Source organism: Bacillus cereus group sp. N14, from assembly GCF_016483555.1.
Lineage (GTDB): Bacteria > Bacillota > Bacilli > Bacillales > Bacillaceae_G > Bacillus_A > Bacillus_A wiedmannii.
Genome location: NZ_JAEHBQ010000007.1, coordinates 70,681 through 92,855 on the forward strand (window position 1 = coordinate 70,681; position 22,175 = coordinate 92,855).

Here is a 22,175-nt window from a genome sequence, read left to right on the forward strand (position 1 = left end):
ACTTCCTTTCTATAATTTTGCTAGTTCATCACTAGCTGTGTCGGTAAGTTTTTCACAATACCTACACTTTCATTATTTATTTTTTCTCTTCACTACCCCCTTTATATATAATCTTAGACATAATTATTTCCTCATTATCAATACCTATCATTATACTGCAAAAGGAAGAACAAACCAATTGCAGTCGGTTATTTATTTTCATATTCATCAAATGACCAAAGTGGTGCTTGATATGCTTCAACAGTTAAATAATTCATATATTCATTAGTACTTACTCTTAATACATCATTTACTAATTCATATAATCTAACATCACCGTTTATTTTTTTCCACTTCTTCACTTTAAGAAACTTCCAAATATCATTATCTGTTACTCGGTCATAACCGAACATGTGAAACTCTTCTACTTTGCTTTCTAAAACGACTTGTAACTGTCCGCGGTATGATTCTACCAAAGCCTCTTTTTCTAACATACATAAACATCTCCTTCTTATTTCAGCACGAAAAGTCGCTTTTAATCCCGCTCTAATGGACAGCAATAACTACTTTCAAGAGCACTCTCATACTTCACTCTCTTAAATGCTTGTCATTCTTGTCTCATACGTGCATATAAATTATTGTAAATCATTCCACTGATTTTGAGAAGGTAGGAGAAGACCATGACGAGACAAAGCTTTTTAAAAGGCGCATTTATTTTAATGATAGCCGGCTTTATTACCAAAATCCTTGGATTTATTAACCGGATTGTAATGGCACGTATTTTAGGGGAAGAAGGTGTTGGCCTTTATATGATGGCCGTTCCTACATTCATTCTAGCAATTACATTAACACAAATCGGCCTTCCTGTCGCAATCGCAAAATTTGTAGCAGAAGCGGAAGCTGTGAACGATAAACAAAGAGTTAAAAAAATATTAACAGTATCATTAGCTGTTACATCCGTTATTAGTATCATTTTAACAATCGGAATTATGCTCCTCACACCTATTTTAGCAAAAACATTATTAACTGATGAACGAACGTACTATCCATTAATGGCCATTTTACCTGTCGTTCCTGTTATTGCTGTTTCTTCTGTTTTACGCGGTTATTTCCAAGGGAAACAAAATATGAAACCTAGCTCTTATGCTCAAGTTATAGAACAAGTTGTCCGCATTACAATTATCGCTATATGCATTCAGTTATTTTTACCTTACGGTGTAGAATATGCTGCAGCTGGCGCTATGTTATCAGCCGTTCTCGGTGAAGTTGCATCGTTATTATTTTTACTCACTTTATTCCAGCGCGAAAAACATTTATCTATACGCTCTGGATTTTTCACTACTGTAAAGGAGAGCAAGGGTACATTTTATTCTCTTATGGATATTGCCCTTCCAACTACAGGAAGTCGTTTAATCGGTTCCGTTTCATATTTTTTTGAACCTATCGTTGTTATGCAAAGCTTAGCGATTGCCGGAGTTGCTGCCTCTGTCGCAACCCAGCAATACGGTATATTAAACGGTTATGCATTCCCACTTCTATCACTGCCAGCCTTTATTACATACGCTCTTTCTACAGCACTCGTTCCATCTATTAGTGAAGCAATGGCTAAAAGACAGCATAAATTAGTGGAACACCGCCTCCAACAAGCTCTTCGGATCTCATTAATTACTGGTGGGTGGTCAGTCGTTATATTATACGTATTCGCTTCTCCTATTTTAACTCTTATGTATGGATCGGATAGTGCAACAGCATTTATCCAGCTTCTTGCACCTTGCTTTTTATTTCATTACTTTCAGAGTCCACTTACCTCTGTTTTACAAGCTTTAAACTTAGCAAGAGCTGCAATGATGAATACATTTATTGGCGCCATCGTGAAATTAATCGTTATTTTTGTACTAGCTTCAAGGCCAGATTTTCAAATGATGGGGGTTGCCCTTGCAATTGCAGCAAATATAGTGACGGTAACATTCCTTCATTACGCTACTGTTTTAAAGAAAATTACATTTACCATTTACGCAAAAGACTACATTTTTGGCGGACTTGCTATCGGCATTGCGGGCTCTTTCGGTTTTTACCTTCATAAATATATAATTTTCTCTCATTCACTCGGCGTACAAACATTATGGGAAATCACTTTAACAACAATCGTTTATATCATCCTCCTCTTCACTTTCAAAATCATTCGAAAAGAAGAGTTAAGTCGACTTCCAATCATTCGAAAACTTTCATTTTTGAAGTAATCGGGCTTACTATTTCATATAGTAAGCTTCTAGTTTTCTTTCAAATCAACAAAAAATTGTCCGTTTTGAAAGCTGCAGTATAAAATTTGTGTGATATCGTTATAACCTAAGTTTTTTAATTTTCCAATGAGCCATTCGTCTGTATGTTCAATCATTTGTAAATGATTCAATTGAATTTCTCCATCAATAATAAGAGGAAGAGTAAACTGCAATGTATCCTGTTTACCTTTTTGTTTTTGAAAGACAGATAACTTCCCAGATGGTTCTAAAATAGCGTATTCTACATCTCGGATATCTCCAACTCCTTGCTCCCTTAATTGCATCAATAAATCATCTATATTATAACGCTGCTTTCTCATCTTCTTTTCATCAATTTTCCCCGCATTTATAATAATCGCCGGTTCACCTTCTATTAAATGCCGAAATCGCTGAAACTTTAGTGAAATGACTGACAAAATGATTTGTATGCACATCAGAAAAGTCATCGGAACTAATTGGTGCCAAAGTGATTTATCGGTATTTTCAATTGCGACTACAGCCATTTCGCCAAGCATAATGAACACGACTAAATCTAATACACTTAGCTCTCCAATTTCACGTTTACCCATAAGACGAAAAATAATTAATATGATGATATACAAAAGCATCGTCCGGCCAATGATTGATACCCATTCCATTTCTACATCTCCTTTTTTACGTATAGACTCCCCTATCAAAAAGAAACTAGTCTAACTTAGGCAAAAGGAAAATATGCTTGTATTAAAAAGGGGGAATGTATAAATGGGTGGAACGAAAAAATTATCAACTGCAATCGGCTTTGGTATTATTACCTTATTAATTCTTGCATCAATTATTAGCATGGTTATGGCTCTTTTATTAAAGTTTACAGATATGAATGAAGGAACATTAGCTATTGCTATTTTTATACTAGCTCTTTTATCTATGCTTATATCCGGATTTTCTGCCGGCAAAAAAGCACAAGGGAAAGGTTGGCTAGTAGGATTCACAACGGGACTTACATTCACCATACTTGTTTTTCTAGTTAACTATTTGGGCTTCTCTCAAACTTTATCGAACTCCCAGTTACTTTATCAATTAGCATTAATGGGTGCGAGTACACTCGGTGGTATTTTCGGGGTAAATATGTCAAAACAAAATAACTAAAAAAGGCCCTGCACATTTCATGCAGGGCCTTCCTCATTAGTTTTTCACAACTTCACGAATCGCATTGCGATCGAAAGTTAAGTGTGAACCACCAGATTTAATAACGATTTTCGTCTCATCTACTGATTCGATTGTACCGTGTAAACCACCGATTGTTACGATAGCATCACCTTTTGCTAACTCATTTTGCATTTGAGCAACTGCTTTTTGACGCTTTTGTTGCGGGCGAATTAATAAGAAATAGAAAATCGCAAACATCGCAACGATCATAACGATATTCATCATACCTGGATTCATCTTTTGTTCCTCCTTTTAAATTATGTATTAGAAGTTTTTAGCATTCGGTTTATTAAAGCCATACTGTTCAAAGAACTCTTCGCGGAAATCGCCAAGACGGTCTTCACGAATAGCTTGTCTCACCTGCTCCATTAAGTTTAACAGAAAATGAAGGTTGTGATAAGACGTTAAACGAATTCCAAACGTTTCATCACATTTCATTAAGTGACGAATGTACGCACGAGAGTAATTTTTACATGTATAGCAATCACAATTTGGATCAAGCGGACCGAAGTCTCTTGCGAATTTCGCATTCTTTACAACAAGGCGACCTTCACTTGTCATACATGTACCATTTCGAGCGATACGAGTTGGAAGTACGCAGTCAAACATATCAACTCCGCGAATTGCACCATCAATTAATGAGTCAGGAGAACCCACTCCCATTAAGTAACGTGGCTTATTATCTGGAAGAAGTGGTGTTGTAAACTCAAGTACACGGTTCATAATATCTTTCGGTTCCCCAACAGATAAACCACCTATAGCATAACCAGGGAAGTCCATTGAAACAAGGTCTTTCGCACTTTGACGACGAAGCTCTTCGAACTCTCCACCCTGTACGATACCGAATAAACCTTGATCTTGTGGACGTTCATGTGCTTTTAAGCAACGTTCTGCCCAGCGGCTTGTACGTTCTACAGATTTCTTCATATATTCAAAAGTAGCTGGGAATGGTGGACACTCATCAAATGCCATCATAATATCTGAACCTAATGCATTTTGAATTTCCATCGCTTTTTCTGGTGATAAGAATAATTTATCTCCATTTAAGTGATTACGGAAGTGAACGCCTTCCTCTTCAATGCGACGGAAGTCACTTAAACTAAATACTTGGAAACCACCAGAATCAGTTAAAATCGCACGGTCCCAGTTCATAAATTTATGCAAACCACCTGCTTCACGAACAATTTCGTGACCTGGACGTAGCCATAAATGATACGTATTACTTAAAATAATACCAGAATCCATTGCTTTTAATTCTTCTGGTGACATTGTCTTAACTGTTGCAAGTGTACCAACTGGCATAAATGTTGGTGTATCAAATGAACCGTGCGGCGTATGTACACGTCCTAAACGGGCACCCGTTTGTTTACAAGTTTTAATAAATTCATAACGAATTGCTGTCATAATTTACTCCTTTTATTTGTTTCCCATTTTAGCGTGAGATGCAACGAACATTGCATCACCGAAGCTAAAGAAACGATATTTTTCTTTTACTGCTTCATTATAAGCATGAAGTACATTATCCCTATTTGCAAATGCACTTACAAGCATAATTAATGTTGATTTCGGTAAATGGAAGTTTGTAATTAAACCATCAATTGCTTTAAATTCATAACCTGGGTACATAAAAATATCTGTCCAGCCAGAAGCAGCACAAAGCTTGCCGTCATGATCTGTCGCAATTGTTTCTAACGTACGAGTTGATGTCGTACCTACAGTAATAATACGTCCACCATTCTCTTTTACACGGTTTAATAATGCCGCTGTCTCTTCAGACATATGGTAATATTCTGCGTGCATATGGTGTTCTTCAATCGTATCGGCAGAAACTGGTCTAAATGTTCCAAGTCCTACATGTAGGGTAATGAACGCTAATTGAACACCTTTTTGTTTTAACTTCTCAAGTAACTCTTCTGTAAAGTGAAGTCCTGCAGTCGGTGCTGCTGCTGAGCCAATTTCTTTCGCATATACCGTTTGATAGCGATCGCGATCTTCTAGCGTCTCTTTAATATATGGAGGAAGTGGCATTTCCCCAAGTTCATCTAAAATTTCATAGAAGATGCCGTCATATGAAAATTCAAGATGACGTCCACCTTGATCTGCAGTTCCTGTGCAAGTTGCTTTTAATTTCCCTTCGCCAAAAGAGATAACAGTTCCTTCTTTTACACGTTTCGCTGGCTTAACAAGTGTTTCCCACTTATCGCCTTCTTCTTGCTTTAGAAGAAGTACTTCAATGTGTGCGCCTGTATCTTCTTTCACACCGTGCAAACGAGCAGGCATTACTTTGGTTTCATTTAAAACTAAGCAATCTCCCTCATGTAAGTAAGAAAGAATGTCCGTAAAATGTTTATGCTCAATATCACCTGTTTCACGGTCTAACACCATTAATCTTGATGTTTCACGATCTTCTAATGGGACTTGTGCAATAAGTTCTTCTGGTAAATGAAAATCAAACAGATTTATATCCATAACTATATCCACCTATTTCTTATTTAAATCGATTTATTATATACATAATAAAAGATAATACAATACTTAACACAATACATGTGATGATAGGAAAATAAAAGGTAACGTTTCCTTTTTTCACAAAAATATCGCCTGGAAGTCTTCCTATGAACTTCCAAGCTAATCCAACAACGATAAGTAAGATACCTGCTGTAATAAGCAATTTTGGCATCTCCGTCATACTTTTGGTATCTCCATTCCGAAATGCTCATAAGCAAGTGGTGTTACAATTCGACCCCTTGGCGTTCGTTGTAAAAAGCCAATTTGTAGTAAATACGGCTCATATACATCTTCAATCGTATGGGATTCTTCTCCAATCGTTGCCGAAACCGTTTCTAACCCGACTGGGCCACCACGGAATTTCTCAATAATACCAAGCAATAATTTATGATCGATATGATCTAGACCTAATTTATCTACTTGCAGTAGTTCTAACGCCATTTGTGTAATTTCCATCGTAACCGTTCCGTTACCACGAACTTGTGCGAAATCTCGTACACGTCGTAATAAACGATTCGCAATACGAGGTGTACCACGAGCACGTCTTGCAATTTCTAGTGCGGCTAACGAATCAATTTCAACTTCGAATACTTCTGCTGTACGTTCAACAATCTCAGAAAGCTGATCTACTGTGTAATACTCTAATCTTGAAAGTACACCGAAACGGTCACGAAGCGGCGCTGATAATGCCCCCGCACGTGTCGTTGCTCCAACTAGTGTAAACGGCGGCAAATCTAGACGTACAGACCGTGCTGACGGTCCTTTTCCAATTACGATATCAAGGCAAAAATCTTCCATCGCAGGATATAATACTTCTTCAATTGATCTATGCAAACGATGAATTTCATCAATAAATAATACATCCCCCGGCTGAAGCGCTGTTAATACAGCTGCTAAATCTCCCGGCCTTTCAATTGCTGGGCCTGAAGTTGTTCTAACATTTACGCCCATTTCATTAGCAATAATATTGGCAAGCGTCGTTTTACCAAGTCCTGGTGGTCCATATAGAAGCACGTGATCTAACGTTTCTTGACGCATTTTCGCTGCTTCAATAAACACCTCTAAATTATGTTTCGCTTTATCTTGGCCAATATACTGACGGAGCGTCTGTGGCCGTAATGAATATTCTAAATCCGAATCTTCATATGCAGATTCCCCTGAAAGGAGACGTTCGTCCATTATACTCACCTCTTACCATTTAGTAAAAGACTAAGTGCCTTTTTAATATACTGATCCGTCGTTAATGATTCTTTTAATAACTCTGGTACAACGCGAGAAACTTCTCGTTCTGCGTATCCAAGTGCGCGCAGAGCTTCCAGCGCCTCATCAAGCTCAGCTGATGAACCTTTCTTCTCATCAAAACGTTCTGTGTCTGAGAATAAATCAACAAATGCATCTGGCACGACATCAGCTAGTTTTCCTTTTAAATCTAAAATCATTTGGCGTGCTGTTTTCTTTCCGACGCCCGGGAACTTCACTAAAAACTTCTCGTCTTCGTGTTCAATCGCTTGAACGACCTGTCCTGTTTGACCAGAAGCTAAAATTGCAAGTGCACCTTTTGGTCCAATGCCAGACACACCTAACAACTTTGTAAATAATAAACGCTCTTCACGTGTTTTAAACCCGTAAAGTGCCATAATATCTTCTCTCACATAATGATATGTATAGACACGGATTTCTTGCTTACTTCTTTGAAATACATACGGATTTGGCGTGAAAATTTGATAACCAATTCCATTATGGTCAATTACGACATATTCCGGTCCTACATACTCCACGTAACCTGTAACATATTCAAACAAAATACGATCTCTCCCTCTTAAATCATGTATTCCATTTTAACATATTTAATGATAGAAAAGCGAGACTACCCCAACAAATGTTCTCCATTTGAAACTTCTGTTATTTTCCATTGACAGAAAGTATGAAGCACCTTAATATACAGAAGTCGATAATGATTATCAATACTAATTAAAGGGGTTACATCAGGATGAAACAGAAGCTATTTATTTTATTTACTATTATGCTAGTTGTTCTTTCTATCGTTGGCTGTTCTTCTCAAAAAGAAGAATCAAAAGCGAAAGAACAACCGAAAACAAAAGTTGTAAAACACGCTAAGGGGGAAGCTACAATTCCAGTAAATCCAAAGAGAATTGTTGACCTATCTGGATCAACAGAAGAATTATTACTTCTTGGACACAAACCTGTTGGTACAGCAAACACATATAAAGATAAAATCCAAAATCATTTAACAGAAAAATTAGACGGAGTAAAAGCAGTAGGGTGGTACTGGGCACCTAAAGTTGATCTAGAAGCTGTTACTGCATTAAAACCAGACTTAATTATTTTAAATAATCGTCAATTGAAGATCTATGATCAATTAGAAAAGGTTGCACCAACAGTTGTTTTAGAAACAAACTTAGAAGACTGGCGCGGTAAGTTTAAAGAAGTAGGTAAACTATTTGACGAAGAAAAGAAAGCAGACAAATGGATTGCAGACTACGATAAAAAAGCAGACTCTTTATCTAAAAAAATTAAAGAAAAAACAAAAGATGAGAACTTTATGTTCGTCGCAGTTACACCACAAAACTTCCGTGTATACGGTAGCTTCGGATACGGTGACATCATCTTTAATGACTTAAAACTTCCAGCAACAAAAGGTACAGATTTAAAACAAACGATGGCACAAGTATCGCTAGAAGGTCTTGTTGCATTCCAGCCTGACCAAATGTTTATTGTAAACTTTGGCGGCGAAGCTGATAAAGTTTACGAAGACTATAAAAACAGTGCCGTTTGGAAGGACAATAAAGCAGTTAAAAACAATCACGTATATGAAGTATCGAATGAAATCTTCAATACAAAAGCTTTCAATCCAATCGGAAAAGATATGTTAATCGATGAAATCGCAAAACAAATTTTAGATAAAAACAAGTAAGAAAAAAAGCAGCTCACCACGAGCTGCTTTTTTTCTTACTTTGCACTGCGTATTGCTTCATTTTTTCAATCGTCTTCACAAAACCTTCTTTTGATTTAATGCGAATACCACGCTTCAATTTCGCACGCTCATAACTCTCAAGCTTTTTCATATCAATTTGAAAGAAGGAATGAATCGCATTATCACTTTTCGGTACACCTTTGAAAATTTGTAATATCCCTTCCTCTGAAACACCGAAATAACCGCTCGTCTTTAATAATGGAGAAATATCATCAACTTTCTTTTGTAATACGATTTGCACATCATCACGATCAACGAGCTGCCATTCTTTATATTGCTGTAAAAACTTTTCTAAGTCCGCTACTTTTTCTGTAAAGATTTCCTCACTTACTTCTCCATCAACATACATTCGCTCTAATAAAATTGTAACTTCAGGCTCTTTTTCTGTTACTTCTGGTACTGGCCCTTCCGCCTTCACATTCGTTTCATAAACGAAACAAAACATCATAACGAAAGCTTGCATCGCAATCAGTATCCATTTCATTTCCGTTCACCTCTTTTAGGCAAGATCAAACTTTCATTAGTAGTTTTTCCGGAAATGGGGGTTTTATCCATATAAATGACCGTATTACATTTCTCTCGAAAATAAAAAAATACAGATAAAGTTTTATCTTTATCTGCATTAGCATTTGTTTTTATATAAAATGAAAGACGCCTGCAAAGCAGGCGTCTTGATGCGTTTACGGCGAGAGACCAGGCGACCACATTCGCGTGTTTAGCACTTAAGCATATCTCTCGTCTTACGTAAATTAGCTCATCGCTTTGCTAATATAACATTAATAAAGTATAAGTGCAACATGTTTATAAAAATATTTTATTTCCTCTTTTACCCAAACGGAATTTATGTAAATTATAAATTGATAAATGCAATATATATGTTACAATTAATATAACAGCGAAATCATAATAAACAGGAGATGGATATTGTGAAAAAAATAAAGGATGAACGTCTCATTCTGAAAACATTAAAAAACGTACGTATTGCCTTTCTTTTTCAATCGCTTGGTATAATTGGCATTTTAAGCTATATCGGATTCACTGAAGGAATGGATCAAATTACGAAATCTCCATTATGGCTATTATTTATGCTTACAAGTATTTTACTTGCTTATTTACAGTTAAGTGTTTCAATCGATGTAGAAGAAGGTGAAAAGGAAATAAACTTAACTCCTTATTACAAGCTTGTCTTACGTTCTCTTATTGTTGGAATTATTATAGCTATTATTTATATCCTTTTCAGTCCAGAGAGACCTTTTTTCCAAGCTATTTTAACAGGTAGTATTTTCTTCATATGCTTTTTAATTTCTTATTCCATTAGTTATTTCATTAAAAAACGTCGTTTACAAGACAACGATGAATAAAGAGGAAGGGCTACCCCTTCCTCTTTTGTTTTGCTATCGCATAGTACCAGTTAAACCGTAACGAATGTCTCGGAACATATTCCCTATATCACGATTAAAATCGTTTGTAACTGTACCATTACGTAGGCGTGTACTCATTGCATCGACACGAGTAAACATGTCATTTCTTACAGAAACATATACATTTCTGTTTCCAACTTCATTTGCAACGGCTTGACGAACTTCGTTTGCAAGTGCCGTTTCATTCGATACTGGATTACGCGGTTTTACCGCAATCGCCACATCGTTTCCATATACAACTGTAGACACGCGGTCTACGTTATTCATACGCTTTACACGATTTGTTATTTTTTCTGCTGTTTTACCATCATTGTTAATGTATGAATTGTTCATTGTAATATTACGTGTTGGATGCGGGTTAGCAATTTGACCGTTGTAATTTACATCGCGGTAATAATTGTTATACCCTGTATCGTTACGACCATTTCTATATGTTACATAATCTGTATAACGATCGTTACGCGTTACATTATCACGGTACTGGTGTGTATCATTATAAGATGTACGCTCGTAATTGTAGTTACGTCCATCCATTGCATTGTTATCTTTTGGTGTACCACATGCAGCTAATGCACTGGTAACTAACAAAGAAGCAGCAATCACTTTTACTTTCGTATTCAATACAAAAACCCCCTCTGTTAGAATGAACTTCTCTTCTGAAAAGCTCCCTCTTATGATGAGTAACAGAGAAGGTTTTTACACTGTTAATATTTCACTGGGGATTTTCTAACATTTGATGTAAATCTTCCATTTTCAGAACGACTCTACATACAAAAAAGGCGGGAATAATCCCGCCTTTTTAAACTTCCTCTTCGTCCTCTTCTTCTGAAACTGGCTCCCCAAATACATTTGGTGGATCTGGTTGATAATACATCGTTCCTGGCTGTGGCGCATATGCCGATTGAGTTGGTTGATAATATAAAGGATTCGCGTATTGTGGCCCTCCAGGTTGCGGACTATATAGCCTACTCTCTCCTCCGCATCCACAATCTTCCTCTCCTTGCACGAGCGGTGGCATATTATTATCCATTGGCATCATATTTGGATTTGGCATAGACGTATATTGCGGTCCAAACGGTGCTCCTTGCTGATATGGCATTTGATATGGATTTTGTTGTTGATAATACGGATTAGGCGGCATCATAGGCTGTTGGTATGGCATTTGATATGGCATCATATTAGGCGGTTGATTATTATCCATTATCGGCATCATATTTGGCATTTGATTATTATCCATTATCGGCATCATATTTGGCATTTGATTATTATCCATGATTGGCATCATATTTGGCATTTGATTGTTATCCATTATTGGCATCATATTTGGTAGTTGATTATTATCCATCATTGGCATGATCTTTGGTATTTGTTTATTATCCATGATTGGCATCATATTTGGTGGTTGATTATTATCCAACATTGGCATGATATTTGGTGGCTGATTGTTATCCAACATTGGCATGATGTTTGGTACTTGAATATTTGGCGGTATTACTTGCGGAATGACTACATTCTCTTTCGATACATTTGGTGACACTATATTTCCTACATTTTCTTTCTTTACTTGTGGTGATACTATGTTTCCTACATTTTCTTTCTTTACTTGTGGTGATACTATGTTTCCTACATTCTCTTTCTTTACTTGCGGTGATATTATATTTCCTATATTTTCTTTCTTCACTTGCGGTGATACTATATTTCCTACGTTCTCTTTCTTCACTTGTGGTGACACTATGTTATCTTTTTTCGTTTGCGGAGAAATGATGTTATTAGGTTTCATTTTAGTAATTTGAGGAGCAATTAACTCGCTTCCTTTTTTAATTACATCTGAAATTTTATATTCTTTTTTTGCTTTTATTGGTGGTTGCGGCGGCTGTGGTAATACATTTACCGAAAACTTTGTGTTTTCTTTTTCTGCTGGTTTTTGTTTTTCTATAACAGTTGGTTTTTGAATAACAGACGGTTTTTCAACTGGTTTTTCCATTTGAATTGGCTTTTCTTTTTGTACTTCTTTTTGCGGTTTCACTTGCATTTCCTTCTGTGGTTTTACCTGTACTTCTTTTTGTGGTTTCACTTGCATTTCCTTCTGCGGTTTTACCTGTACTTCTTTTTGTGGTTTCACTTGCATTTCCTTCTGTGGTTTTACTTGCACTTCTTTTTGTGTTTGTTGCATAGCAGGTTGCTGTGTAATTGGCGCTGATTGATACGTAACTTCTTCCTCATCCTCTATTCCAAGCGGAGTTGGCGTTGCTGCAAATTCTTTTTGTTGTACTTCTTTTACGTATTGTTTTGGAGGTGATGAACCTGCTCCAGCATGTTGTTTCACGTGAACGCTGTTTGATGGTACTTTAATTTTCATACCTGGCATGATTAAATCTGGATTACTAAGTTGTGTATTTGTATTTTTCAACGTATCAAAATCTACTCCGTACTTTTTCGCAATTTTCCAAAGGGTATCCCCTTTTTGCACGATATGAATTTTCAAATTTTCCCCCTCCTGTATAACTTATCTATAAGTAACAAATCTCATGAAGTAACCCTTTCTAAATAACGCTAACTTCTTTTCACTTGTATCACTTCTTCGATTTTCAATATCATTAGAAGTGGAATAAGCATAAGAAAATCGCAATGATTTCTTCAAAACAATGTATGCCCATTTTGTTCTCGTTATGATTATATGCATGAAAAAAAGCAACAGAAATACCGTTGCTTTACACACGCTCTAACATACGATTTAATGCAAGAACCGCTTCTTCAGTCACTTGTTTATCTACGCTAATAACGTTAATTTCTTCTCCTCTTTCTACCGTTTCAAGCACCCATAATAAGTGCGGCAGATCAATTCGGTTCATCGTTAAACACGGACACATAAATGGATTAAGTGAAACAATCTCTTTATCTGGATGTTGCTGAATAATTCGGTTCACTAAATTCATCTCTGTACCAATTGCCCATTTACTTCCAGGTAGCGCTGCCTCAATCATATCAATAATATATTTCGTTGATCCTGCGTAATCCGAAGCATCAACAACCTCATAACAACATTCTGGATGTACAATAATATTCATATCCGGATGATTCTTCCGTACATTCTCAATGTTTTTCACTGTAAAGTTTTGATGAACCGAACAATGCCCTTTCCATAAAATCACTTGAATTCCTTCTATATCTCCATCGTACTCTAATGAATCTGTATGTGGGTCCCATACTGCCATTTTATCTAATGGGATACCTAAATCGTATGCTGTATTTCTTCCTAAATGTTGATCCGGTAAAAAGACAAGACGCTCTTTTTGTGTAAACGCCCAAGACACCATTTGTTTTGCATTAGAAGAAGTTACTGTTGCTCCGCCATTACGACCACAAAACGCTTTAATTGCAGCTGTAGAGTTAACATATGTTAACGGAATCATCGTATCTCCAAATAATTTTGCGAGCTCTTTCCATGCCCTTTCTGTTTGTTCAATATCTGCCATATCTGCCATCGAACAACCTGCACGCATATCTGGCAAAATAACGATTTGATCATCTGTCGTTAACATATCTGCTGTTTCTGCCATAAAGTGTACACCGCAAAATACAATATATTTCGCTTCTTTATTGCTCGCTGCAACTTGTGCAAGCTGAAGTGAATCTCCTGCTGCATCAGAAAATTGTACCACTTCATCTTTTTGGTAATGATGTCCTGGAATAAATAGTGTTTTCCCCATTTTTGCTTTAATTTCACGAACACGCTTTTCCATTTCTTCTGTTGTCATCGTGTAATAACGCTCTGGTAACATCGTTTCAATCGGTTGCACTTTTTCTAAAATACTCATATTCCTTTCTCCCCCCTCTAAGCCACTTTCCTTACGCCTCAATATTGAAACTAATATCAAGTGCTTTCACTGAATGTGTTAACGCTCCAAGTGAAATATAATCGACCCCTGTTTTTCCATATTTCGATAAATCTTCAATTGTAATGCCTCCTGATGCTTCCGTAACGATGGCACTTGGTACAATCTTTGAAAACTCCCGGATCTCATCTGGCGTACGGTTATCAAACATAATAATATCTGCACCAGCAGCTACAGCCTCTCTCACTTGCTCCTCCGTTTCTGTTTCCACTTCTACTTTCACCATATGTCCTAATTTTTCTTTCACCGATGTAACAGCTTTCGTAATAGAACCAGCAAAAGCAATATGATTGTCTTTAATCATGACACCGTCATATAAACCGAAACGGTGATTAAATCCACCTCCGCACACGACTGCATACTTATCAAACATGCGTAGCCCTGGCATCGTTTTTCGCGTATCGCAAATACGTGTATGGCCGCTATCTAAAGCAAGAACAGCTTTATGTGTCATCGTAGCTATCCCGCTCATACGCTGGATAACGTTTAATATAACGCGCTCTGCCGTCAATAACGAAGCAATTGGTCCTTGCGCAGTTGCTATTATTTCGCCCTTTTCTACAAAATCTCCATCTTTTTTATGAAGCTCCACTTCAATTCTTTCATCAATTAATTTAAATCCTTCTTCAATTACTAAACGCCCCGCAAAGACACCTGTATCCTTCGCAAGAAACGTTCCTTTTGAAAGTACATTGTCTGGAAAAATAAGCTGAGATGTTACATCTCTTTCTCCTATATCTTCTAGAAAAAATCGATTTAATGCTTCTTTCACTTTTATCGTGTTCATAGAGCCCCTCTTCCCTTCATCACACAAGTTGTAGTTTTCTTTTCACTCGAACGATCTCTTTTTTTACGCTATTTCTATCTGGATAGTCACTTCGATAATGGCCACCAATACTTTCTTCCCTTTGCAAAGCTGACACGACTATAAGCTCACAGGCTGTTAACATATTAATAAGCGTTATCTCTTCATTTGTAAGAACATCATGTTGTAATATCATATTTCGAACACCGTACTTACTAAGCCATCTCTTTGCATAAGATAAACTTTTCTCTGTTCGCACAATCCCAACATATTTCATCATGCATTCTTGTATTTCTTCTTTCGCCGGCAAATGATTCAGAACGATAAACTTCTTTTCCTTCCCAGCCACGTTGTTCCAGCTTTCTTTTGTCGCTTTCGTTAAAATATGTTGTCCTATTCTTTTTCCAAACACAAGACCTTCTAATAATGAATTACTTGCTAATCTATTTGCTCCATGAACACCATTACAAGCTACTTCACCAACCGCATATAAATTTGGAATGGACGTCTCCCCATCACAGTTCGTTTTCACGCCGCCCATATGAAAATGAGCACCGGGTACGACTGGAATGCGTTTTTCATTTATATCGACACCATTCTTTTCACACAATGATGATACAGTCGGAAAACGTCCTTCGAAATTTTGAATAGACTCGATATTTACATACACTTGTTCACCCGCCAAAAGCTGCTCATGAATCGCTCTTGCTACTACATCACGTGGTGCGAGATCGTGATCAGGGTGTATATTCATCATAAAACGCTGCCCTTTTCCATTCATAAGGACAGCTCCTTCACCACGGACAGCTTCAGAGACGAGGCCGCAGCATCGCCCGTTCGCGTATAACATTGTTGGATGAAACTGTACAAACTCTAAATCTACGAGCTCCCCGCCTGCGCGGTACACCATCGCAAGTCCATCACCCGTAATTGTCTTATCGTTAGAAGTAAAGGCGTATAAACCGCCAATCCCACCTGTTGCTAACACCGTATACTCTGCAACGTAACGCTTCAACTTCCCTTCACTAGTTCTTGTTAAAACTCCAACACATTTATCATTTTCTATAATAAAATCGAGCACCATTTCCTGTTCCACTACCGTAACGTGCGGAGCTACTTCTTGAATGAAATGCTCTAATAAATTCTTTCCTGTTGCATCGCCACCTGCATGTAAAATACGACGCTTTCGATGTGCGCCTTCTTTTCCAAGATGAGGACCCGTTTCATCTCCATCAAATTTCATTCCATTTTCAATGAGATTATTCATTTCTTTCGGTCCTTCCTCGACTAAATAACGGACCACATCTTCATTGTTATAATGACATCCTGCTACTAACGTATCTTCAAAATGATCATTTGGATTGTCATATGTAGCAACCGCTGCGGCAATTCCACCTTGCGCTAAATATGTATTATTATTACGATTTTTTTCCTTTGTGATAATAATCACATTCTTTTCGTGACAAATCTCTTTCGCAACACGAAGTGCCGCAACGCCACTTCCAATAATTAAGACATCTGCACTTGGCATAATTGTTGCCTCCTACTTTACACTTTTCAACTGTCTTGACACCTATATTTACATAGTTTTAAAATAATGACAAGAGTTTTTTTATAATTCTTATTTTCACTACCATTTAAAAAATACAAGAAATGTAACTCTTACTAGGGAGAGGAACTTACATGATGATATATCTTGACTATGCAGCTACTACACCTATGAGTGAAGAAGCATTACACACATATATGAAAGCAGCATCGCAATACTTCGGAAATGAACAAAGTTTACATGATATTGGAGGAACAGCCTCTTCTTTATTACAAGTTTGCCGAAAAACATTTGCTGAAATGATTGGTGGAAAGGAACAAGGGGCATTCTTCACAAGCGGTGGCTCGGAATCCAACTACCTTGCGATTCAATCCCTTCTCAATGCTCGAAATAAGAAGCACATTATTACGACACCTATGGAACACGCATCCATTCGAAATTATTTTCAATCATTACAATCAGAAGGGTATACCATTACTGAAATACCTGTTGATGAAGACGGGCTAATTCATTTAGAAGATTTAGAAACAGCTATTACAGAAAATACTGTTCTAGCAAGCATACAGCATGGAAACTCTGAAATCGGAACCGTTCAAAACATCACAGAGATCGGGGCACTTTTAAAAAAATATAACGTTTTATTTCATTCAGATTGTGTACAAACATTTGGTAAACTTCCTATCAATGTTTTTGAGATGGGAATTGATAGTCTCTCTGTTTCAGCACATAAAATATACGGACCAAAGGGTGTTGGCGCTTGCTATATAAATCCCCAAGTTCGCTGGGCACAAATATTTCCGGGAACTTCTCATGAAAAAGGATTTCGCCCAGGTACGGTAAACGTTCCTGGCATCGCATCTTTTTTAACAGCTGCTGAGAATATATTAAAAAATCAACAAGAAGAGAGCTTACGTTTTAAAGAGTTACGATCCTACTTTTTAAGACATTTACAAGCGCTTCCTCTAGAAATTCAAGTAGAAGGTCATTCTACTTCTTGTTTACCACATATTGTTGGGGTTACAATAAAAGGAATAGAAGGTCAATATACAATGCTAGAATGTAATCGCCATGGTATTGCCATTTCCACTGGAAGTGCTTGCCAAGTCGGTAAACAAGAACCTTCGAAAACAATGCTTGCAATTGGAAAAACGTATGAAGAGGCAAAACAATATGTTCGCTTCTCTTTCGGACAACAAACAACGAAAGATCAAATTGATACTACTATTCATGCACTACACACAATTGGAAATCAATTTTATAGAGGTGTTAAATCATAATGAAACAAAATGAACAAAAAAAGATTTTAGGTGAAGAAAGACGACAACTTATCCTTCAGTGGCTTCTCGCTGCAAATGAACCGTTATCTGGGAATGAACTATCGAAAAAGACAAATGTAAGTAGACAAGTTATCGTGCAAGATATTTCCTTGCTTAAAGCACGAAACGAACCAATTATTGCGACTGCTCAAGGGTATTTATATTTAAAACCACAAGAGAAACAACAAGCTTTCGAACGCGTAATTGTATGCCAACATAAACCAGCGGAAGTACGTCAAGAACTTACAATGCTTGTTGACCACGGCGTTACGATTAAAGATGTAAAAGTTGAGCATCCTGTATACGGTGACTTAACAGCGTCCATCATGGTAAGCAATCGCTTTGATGTAGAGCAATATTTACAAAAAATTGAAAATACGAATGCTTCCTATCTTTCGCAACTAACAGATGGTATTCACTTACATACAATTGAGGCAGATTCAAAAGAAAAGTTAGATGCTGCTTGCGAGGCACTAGATAAAGCAGGATTTCTCGTTTATTAATTCATGTAAAGCACAGAGTTTTTATCATTCTCTGTGCTTTTTTAGTGATATAATATTGTAATCAATTGTAAAGGGGCTCAAACATGGGAATTGAACTCGTTCACTTTAGCATTGGCAAACCAAAACAAATGAAATATAGCGAAGATAAAGAAATGATTACTGGTATATGTAAAGAACTTGCAGAAGAAGCTTTTCTCTCAAAAGATGGATTTCGTGGTGATGATGTAGCGGATTTAAAACACCATGGGGGACCTGACCGCGCAGTTTGTGTGTACCCACACGAACATTACGCACTATGGGAAGAAGAATTTCAAACTACGCTTCCAGCTTCCACATTTGGCGAAAACATTACCGTAACAAATATGTTAGAGCGTGATGTTTGCATCGGAGATACATATCAACTAGGTGAAGCAATCATTCAAGTGACACAAGCGAGAGTACCTTGTAGCACAATTTCAAAACGCCTTGGTATTCCTGGCATACTGCCGCGCATTGTAGCAACTGGATTTACTGGCTACCTATGCCGTGTTCTTCAAGAAGGTAACGTACGTAAAGATTCAAAAATTACATTACTAGAACGTCAACCGAGCAATGTTTCTGTCTTGTTCTCTAACGAAATTTATTTTCATAATAGAAAAAATAAAGATGGCATCGAAAAGATTCTTGCCGTTCCAGAACTAGCCGATATTTGGCGTGGGCAGTTAGAGGATCGTCTTGCGAAGTTAAAATAAATAGAATCCCACCATTTATAGGTGGGATTCTATTTATCTATCACAAAATGTATTATCCGATGAAATTATACCAGCAATTAGAAGGGAAATGTCGACAGTTCATCCACCTCTCTTACAACCAATAAGAAGAATAACTCCCCAGCACAGTAACAGAAAAACCGAGCGCTTCAAGTTCCATCGTTACGCCTGGCAATAATACATCATCGTATGCTTTATCGACATCAATTAAGAAAAAGTAATTTCCTAGTCCTGTTTTCATCGGACGCGATTCGATTTTTGATAGATTTAATTTTCTCCATGCGAAAGCTGATAACACTTGATATAGTGCCCCTGCATAATCAGCAGGTAACGTTATCATAAGCGTCGTTTTCTCTCCGCGGTTTTCTCCGTTATTTGGGAGTATGGTTTTCTTTTTCTTATGGAGCACTAGGAAGCGTGTATGATTGTTTTTGTGCGTATGAATATCACGCCTTACAATTGTTAAACCGTATTTTTCTGCGGCCGCTTCATTTGCAATGGCAGCGATTTTTTCTTCAGGATGTTCTTTCACATATTGCGCAGCAGCACTTGTTGATGTCATATCTCGAACAGTTACTCCTTTTAATTCTTCATTTAAAAACTTGTGGCACTGTGCAATGGCATGCGGATGAGAATGCACCGCATATACTTCATCCCACACTTCTGCATACTGCGGATGTACAAGTAAATGCTGCTGAATTGGTACTGTAATTTCTCCTACAATGGAGAGCGGCTGCTCATGTACAAGATAATCAACCGTTATATTCACTGAACCTTCTATGGCATTTTCTAACGGTACAACTGCGAAGTCTACATTTCCATTTGCAGCTGCATCAATACAGTCTGGAATCGTGCGATACGGTACATGCTCTGCTTCCGGAAAAAAACGACTCACCGCCATATTTGTAAATGTTGCTTCCGGTCCTAAATATCCTACTCGAATCATCGTCTTTTCCCCTCTTTTTCGTTTTCTTACTGTTATACCATACTTTTTTATATTCTTCTATTTAAATTTCGAATATTTAAAAAAGACTAGCGTTTGCTAGTCTAAATGTTTCCTATATTCTCTTTGAGCGAAAAAGAAATAAACGATGCATGCAGCGATATAACACAGAATAAACAAGCCTACTTTTCTTAATGAACCATCCATAAAGATCGTATTATGAAACGTATATAGCGCAACTGCACTATGCATACTTCCTACTATAATTGGCGCAAAAAATAGCATACACAATTGCCAACGGGAAATTTTCCACACTTCTTCTTTCGTCATTCCAAGCTTAGAGAGCACCCCGTACCCTTTACGATCCGATGAAATGTTATGAAACCATTTAAAATATACGATGCTACATGAAGTAAGAAAGAATAATATACTAATAAATGAGCCTAAAAATAGAGTAATATCGCCGCCTTCTTTCATATTTACATATAACTCCATATTGCTTCGAAATGCATTATTATCTTGTTTCATATGTTTCCGTAAATCTTCATTTAATTTCTTCGTCTTTTCGATATTTGGTAATGTGTAGCCTCTATATATCATTTTTTCAGAATCAGGAACCTGATTTGCTATACTGTCAAAATCTTCATCATTCATAACGAAGAACAGACCATTAATGTACGAAGGATGATGGTTAAATTGAACCCCTTCTTTCTGACCGTTAAATACGAATTGATATGGTTGATTCATTACTTGCAATTGAATCTCTTTTTGATCATACATATACGGATGATTGTATTTACTATAATAAACGAGTGTAACTGTTCCTTTTTTAGGATGATACGTTTTCTGTTTTTGTTTTCTTGCCTCTTGATTGTATTCACTTTCTTTAATGAGCGGCGCTACTTCTGTTTCTCCCTTATTGGACTGAAAAGATGCATACACTCCAACAAAACTCATAGTTTGAAAATCATTATACCCATATTGATGCAATAATTGTTCAACCGCACCTTCCGCAAAGACTTCATGAGAAGAAGTACCTTTTTCTATGTAAGAAAATGAGTGTACTCCCCCGCCCCGCCACATATCTTGCATACCAGAAAAATATAAAAATACCGTACCTGTTGCCGTAACTACAAACGTCGTTGCCATTGACATTAGAAAGAAAAAACGACCATTTTCCTTCATTCGATGTGACAATTGATTCACTATAAATAAATACGGGTATGTATACATAATCTTTTTATTTCGTTTTATCATTTCTAATATTTGAGCAGTGCCGTGTGTAAAAGAAAAATACGTTCCGAAAAAGACAAGTATAGACACAGGGAAAAAATAGAATGCTATCGTTGTCACCGTCGCTTGTAACGCTAACGCATATCCTATCCCTAAACAAATAAAGCCGAATATACAAAGCCACATTGATGTTTTCTTCTCTTTTTTATCTGCTCGAAATTCTTTCAATAACCGAATGATTTTTATATTCCATATTCGTAAAGCACTTATAAAAGATAAAACAACAAATACGAACATATACGTAATAAACGTTCCCCCAATTGCTCTCACATCAAATATGACAGGGAGTTCTTTCGGAAGCCCCAGTAACATACTAAACACCATGAAAAAGAGCTTTAAAAAGATTATACCAAGCCCAATACCGAAAATATTAGCAAATACCCCGATCAATATTTGCTCGGTCATAATCACTCCTATTACGTTAGATTTCGTTGCTCCCATTAACATATATAATCCTAATTCTTTCTTACGTGCCTCTATGAAAATAGAAGTAGCGTACAAAATAAATATGACGAAAAAAGAAATAATTATAACATTACATATGATAAGTCCCCAGCGTACGTTTTGATACCACATCGTCTCTTGCATATACGGATGTACAATGACAGACATGTATGCAAAAGACGCAAATATCGCAAAACAACTACTTAAGAAAAACACTTTATAATTACGCCAATTTCCTTTTATATTTTGCAGCGCTAGTTGCCGAATGTTCATCTATCGTCCCCCTATAACTTACTACATAGGCAAAAAG

Annotated in this window: 23 protein-coding genes; 7 read left to right on the forward strand and 16 right to left on the reverse strand. The window is 36.9% G+C overall.

Annotated elements, in window-relative coordinates:
• Window positions 1-188: 188 nt before the first annotated feature.
• Complete coding sequence (locus JDS82_RS12570) at window positions 189-473, reverse strand: post-transcriptional regulator (RefSeq protein WP_048562231.1); 285 nt, start codon at window positions 471-473, stop codon at window positions 189-191.
• A 186-nt stretch (window positions 474-659) separates the two neighbouring features.
• On the opposite strand from JDS82_RS12570, the gene spoVB reads away from it, so the two are divergent.
• On the forward strand, window positions 660-2,219 hold the full coding sequence (gene spoVB / locus JDS82_RS12575) for a stage V sporulation protein B (RefSeq protein WP_199713410.1): 1,560 nt from the start codon (window positions 660-662) through the stop codon (window positions 2,217-2,219).
• A 29-nt stretch (window positions 2,220-2,248) separates the two neighbouring features.
• Here the strand turns inward: spoVB and JDS82_RS12580 are convergent, their stop codons facing one another.
• On the reverse strand, window positions 2,249-2,896 hold the full coding sequence (locus JDS82_RS12580) for a DUF421 domain-containing protein (protein ID WP_199713411.1): 648 nt from the start codon (window positions 2,894-2,896) through the stop codon (window positions 2,249-2,251).
• Window positions 2,897-2,999: 103 nt separating this feature from the next.
• Between JDS82_RS12580 and JDS82_RS12585 the strand changes: the two genes are divergently transcribed.
• The gene (locus JDS82_RS12585) at window positions 3,000-3,383 is read left to right on the forward strand and encodes a TIGR04086 family membrane protein (RefSeq protein WP_199713412.1); all 384 of its coding nucleotides are present in this window, start codon (window positions 3,000-3,002) and stop codon (window positions 3,381-3,383) included.
• Between the two features lie 36 nt (window positions 3,384-3,419).
• Here JDS82_RS12585 and yajC read toward each other — a convergent pair whose 3' ends face one another.
• Genes yajC through ruvA form a run of 6 tightly spaced genes read right to left on the reverse strand, consistent with a single transcriptional unit; the run spans window position 3,420 to window position 7,753 of the window.
• The gene (gene yajC, locus JDS82_RS12590) at window positions 3,420-3,680 is read right to left on the reverse strand and encodes a preprotein translocase subunit YajC (protein ID WP_001068064.1); all 261 of its coding nucleotides are present in this window, start codon (window positions 3,678-3,680) and stop codon (window positions 3,420-3,422) included.
• A gap of 27 nt (window positions 3,681-3,707) precedes the next feature.
• Window positions 3,708-4,847: a tRNA guanosine(34) transglycosylase Tgt gene (gene tgt, locus JDS82_RS12595; protein WP_000125371.1), complete on the reverse strand. Its 1,140-nt coding sequence runs from the start codon at window positions 4,845-4,847 to the stop codon at window positions 3,708-3,710.
• Between the two features lie 12 nt (window positions 4,848-4,859).
• Window positions 4,860-5,912 carry a tRNA preQ1(34) S-adenosylmethionine ribosyltransferase-isomerase QueA gene (gene queA, locus JDS82_RS12600; protein WP_048565737.1) on the reverse strand — a complete coding sequence of 351 codons (1,053 nt, stop codon included), beginning with the start codon at window positions 5,910-5,912 and terminating at the stop codon, window positions 4,860-4,862.
• Window positions 5,913-5,931: 19 nt separating this feature from the next.
• Window positions 5,932-6,132 (reverse strand): DUF2905 domain-containing protein, encoded by a 201-nt coding sequence (locus JDS82_RS12605; RefSeq protein WP_000138162.1) that lies wholly within the window; start codon window positions 6,130-6,132, stop codon window positions 5,932-5,934.
• Entirely contained in the window at window positions 6,129-7,130 is a 1,002-nt protein-coding gene (ruvB, locus tag JDS82_RS12610; RefSeq protein ID WP_199713413.1) for a Holliday junction branch migration DNA helicase RuvB, read from the reverse strand. Before ruvB ends, JDS82_RS12605 begins: the two co-directional genes overlap by 4 nt.
• 5 nt (window positions 7,131-7,135) lie before the next feature.
• Window positions 7,136-7,753: a Holliday junction DNA helicase RuvA gene (gene ruvA / locus JDS82_RS12615; protein WP_000464511.1), complete on the reverse strand. Its 618-nt coding sequence runs from the start codon at window positions 7,751-7,753 to the stop codon at window positions 7,136-7,138.
• A gap of 188 nt (window positions 7,754-7,941) precedes the next feature.
• On the opposite strand from ruvA, the gene JDS82_RS12620 reads away from it, so the two are divergent.
• The gene (locus JDS82_RS12620) at window positions 7,942-8,886 is read left to right on the forward strand and encodes an iron-hydroxamate ABC transporter substrate-binding protein (protein WP_000810672.1); all 945 of its coding nucleotides are present in this window, start codon (window positions 7,942-7,944) and stop codon (window positions 8,884-8,886) included.
• A 13-nt stretch (window positions 8,887-8,899) separates the two neighbouring features.
• On the opposite strand, the gene JDS82_RS12625 is transcribed toward JDS82_RS12620, so the two are convergent.
• The gene (locus tag JDS82_RS12625; protein WP_046956297.1) at window positions 8,900-9,430 is read right to left on the reverse strand and encodes a BofC C-terminal domain-containing protein; all 531 of its coding nucleotides are present in this window, start codon (window positions 9,428-9,430) and stop codon (window positions 8,900-8,902) included.
• Window positions 9,431-9,863: 433 nt separating this feature from the next.
• Here JDS82_RS12625 and JDS82_RS12630 point away from each other — a divergent pair, with 433 nt between their 5' ends.
• Window positions 9,864-10,307, forward strand: coding sequence for a branched-chain amino acid ABC transporter substrate-binding protein (locus JDS82_RS12630; RefSeq protein ID WP_074651162.1), 444 nt, complete (start codon window positions 9,864-9,866; stop codon window positions 10,305-10,307).
• A gap of 33 nt (window positions 10,308-10,340) precedes the next feature.
• On the opposite strand, the gene JDS82_RS12635 is transcribed toward JDS82_RS12630, so the two are convergent.
• The 5 genes from JDS82_RS12635 to nadB all read right to left on the reverse strand — a co-directional run bounded on the left by JDS82_RS12635 (window position 10,341) and on the right by nadB (window position 16,599).
• A complete protein-coding gene (locus JDS82_RS12635; protein WP_048565738.1) occupies window positions 10,341-10,988 on the reverse strand; it encodes a YhcN/YlaJ family sporulation lipoprotein in 648 nt (215 codons plus the stop codon).
• Between the two features lie 178 nt (window positions 10,989-11,166).
• Window positions 11,167-12,852, reverse strand: coding sequence for a SafA/ExsA family spore coat assembly protein (safA, locus tag JDS82_RS12640; protein ID WP_199713414.1), 1,686 nt, complete (start codon window positions 12,850-12,852; stop codon window positions 11,167-11,169).
• Between the two features lie 226 nt (window positions 12,853-13,078).
• Entirely contained in the window at window positions 13,079-14,185 is a 1,107-nt protein-coding gene (gene nadA, locus JDS82_RS12645) for a quinolinate synthase NadA (RefSeq protein WP_061672410.1), read from the reverse strand.
• A gap of 31 nt (window positions 14,186-14,216) precedes the next feature.
• Window positions 14,217-15,050 carry a carboxylating nicotinate-nucleotide diphosphorylase gene (gene nadC / locus JDS82_RS12650; RefSeq protein WP_199713415.1) on the reverse strand — a complete coding sequence of 278 codons (834 nt, stop codon included), beginning with the start codon at window positions 15,048-15,050 and terminating at the stop codon, window positions 14,217-14,219.
• Window positions 15,051-15,069: 19 nt separating this feature from the next.
• Window positions 15,070-16,599 carry an L-aspartate oxidase gene (nadB, locus tag JDS82_RS12655; RefSeq protein WP_001138521.1) on the reverse strand — a complete coding sequence of 510 codons (1,530 nt, stop codon included), beginning with the start codon at window positions 16,597-16,599 and terminating at the stop codon, window positions 15,070-15,072.
• A 152-nt stretch (window positions 16,600-16,751) separates the two neighbouring features.
• Between nadB and JDS82_RS12660 the strand changes: the two genes are divergently transcribed.
• The 3 genes from JDS82_RS12660 (at window position 16,752) to JDS82_RS12670 (ending at window position 19,167) form a co-directional block, all read left to right on the forward strand.
• Window positions 16,752-17,894, forward strand: a complete 1,143-nt coding sequence (locus tag JDS82_RS12660; protein WP_061672412.1) for an IscS subfamily cysteine desulfurase — start codon at window positions 16,752-16,754, stop codon at window positions 17,892-17,894.
• Entirely contained in the window at window positions 17,894-18,436 is a 543-nt protein-coding gene (locus tag JDS82_RS12665) for a transcription repressor NadR (RefSeq protein ID WP_000812272.1), read from the forward strand. The genes JDS82_RS12660 and JDS82_RS12665 overlap by 1 nt, the downstream gene beginning before the upstream one ends.
• A gap of 83 nt (window positions 18,437-18,519) precedes the next feature.
• Complete coding sequence (locus tag JDS82_RS12670; protein ID WP_061672413.1) at window positions 18,520-19,167, forward strand: MOSC domain-containing protein; 648 nt, start codon at window positions 18,520-18,522, stop codon at window positions 19,165-19,167.
• A gap of 112 nt (window positions 19,168-19,279) precedes the next feature.
• On the opposite strand, the gene pheA is transcribed toward JDS82_RS12670, so the two are convergent.
• Window positions 19,280-20,131 carry a prephenate dehydratase gene (gene pheA, locus JDS82_RS12675; protein ID WP_000621715.1) on the reverse strand — a complete coding sequence of 284 codons (852 nt, stop codon included), beginning with the start codon at window positions 20,129-20,131 and terminating at the stop codon, window positions 19,280-19,282.
• A 96-nt stretch (window positions 20,132-20,227) separates the two neighbouring features.
• On the reverse strand, window positions 20,228-22,138 hold the full coding sequence (locus JDS82_RS12680) for an ABC transporter permease (RefSeq protein ID WP_199713416.1): 1,911 nt from the start codon (window positions 22,136-22,138) through the stop codon (window positions 20,228-20,230).
• Between the last annotated feature and the right edge of the window lie 37 nt (window positions 22,139-22,175).

Excerpts from the sequence above, each read along its gene's own strand:
- JDS82_RS12570 (WP_048562231.1), bottom strand. The coding sequence starts at position 473 with ATGTTAGAAAAAGAGGCTTTGGTAGAATCATACCGCGGACAGTTACAA.
- spoVB (WP_199713410.1), top strand. The coding sequence starts at position 660 with ATGACGAGACAAAGCTTTTTAAAAGGCGCATTTATTTTAATGATAGCC.
- JDS82_RS12580 (WP_199713411.1), bottom strand. The coding sequence starts at position 2,896 with ATGGAATGGGTATCAATCATTGGCCGGACGATGCTTTTGTATATCATC.
- JDS82_RS12585 (WP_199713412.1), top strand. The coding sequence starts at position 3,000 with ATGGGTGGAACGAAAAAATTATCAACTGCAATCGGCTTTGGTATTATT.
- yajC (WP_001068064.1), bottom strand. The coding sequence starts at position 3,680 with ATGAATCCAGGTATGATGAATATCGTTATGATCGTTGCGATGTTTGCG.
- tgt (WP_000125371.1), bottom strand. The coding sequence starts at position 4,847 with ATGACAGCAATTCGTTATGAATTTATTAAAACTTGTAAACAAACGGGT.
- queA (WP_048565737.1), bottom strand. The coding sequence starts at position 5,912 with ATGGATATAAATCTGTTTGATTTTCATTTACCAGAAGAACTTATTGCA.
- JDS82_RS12605 (WP_000138162.1), bottom strand. The coding sequence starts at position 6,132 with ATGACGGAGATGCCAAAATTGCTTATTACAGCAGGTATCTTACTTATC.
- ruvB (WP_199713413.1), bottom strand. The coding sequence starts at position 7,130 with ATGGACGAACGTCTCCTTTCAGGGGAATCTGCATATGAAGATTCGGAT.
- JDS82_RS12620 (WP_000810672.1), top strand. The coding sequence starts at position 7,942 with ATGAAACAGAAGCTATTTATTTTATTTACTATTATGCTAGTTGTTCTT.
- JDS82_RS12625 (WP_046956297.1), bottom strand. The coding sequence starts at position 9,430 with ATGAAATGGATACTGATTGCGATGCAAGCTTTCGTTATGATGTTTTGT.
- JDS82_RS12630 (WP_074651162.1), top strand. The coding sequence starts at position 9,864 with ATGGATATTGTGAAAAAAATAAAGGATGAACGTCTCATTCTGAAAACA.
- nadA (WP_061672410.1), bottom strand. The coding sequence starts at position 14,185 with ATGAGTATTTTAGAAAAAGTGCAACCGATTGAAACGATGTTACCAGAG.
- nadC (WP_199713415.1), bottom strand. The coding sequence starts at position 15,050 with ATGAACACGATAAAAGTGAAAGAAGCATTAAATCGATTTTTTCTAGAA.
- nadB (WP_001138521.1), bottom strand. The coding sequence starts at position 16,599 with ATGCCAAGTGCAGATGTCTTAATTATTGGAAGTGGCGTTGCGGCACTT.
- JDS82_RS12660 (WP_061672412.1), top strand. The coding sequence starts at position 16,752 with ATGATGATATATCTTGACTATGCAGCTACTACACCTATGAGTGAAGAA.
- JDS82_RS12665 (WP_000812272.1), top strand. The coding sequence starts at position 17,894 with ATGAAACAAAATGAACAAAAAAAGATTTTAGGTGAAGAAAGACGACAA.
- JDS82_RS12670 (WP_061672413.1), top strand. The coding sequence starts at position 18,520 with ATGGGAATTGAACTCGTTCACTTTAGCATTGGCAAACCAAAACAAATG.
- pheA (WP_000621715.1), bottom strand. The coding sequence starts at position 20,131 with ATGATTCGAGTAGGATATTTAGGACCGGAAGCAACATTTACAAATATG.
- JDS82_RS12680 (WP_199713416.1), bottom strand. The coding sequence starts at position 22,138 with ATGAACATTCGGCAACTAGCGCTGCAAAATATAAAAGGAAATTGGCGT.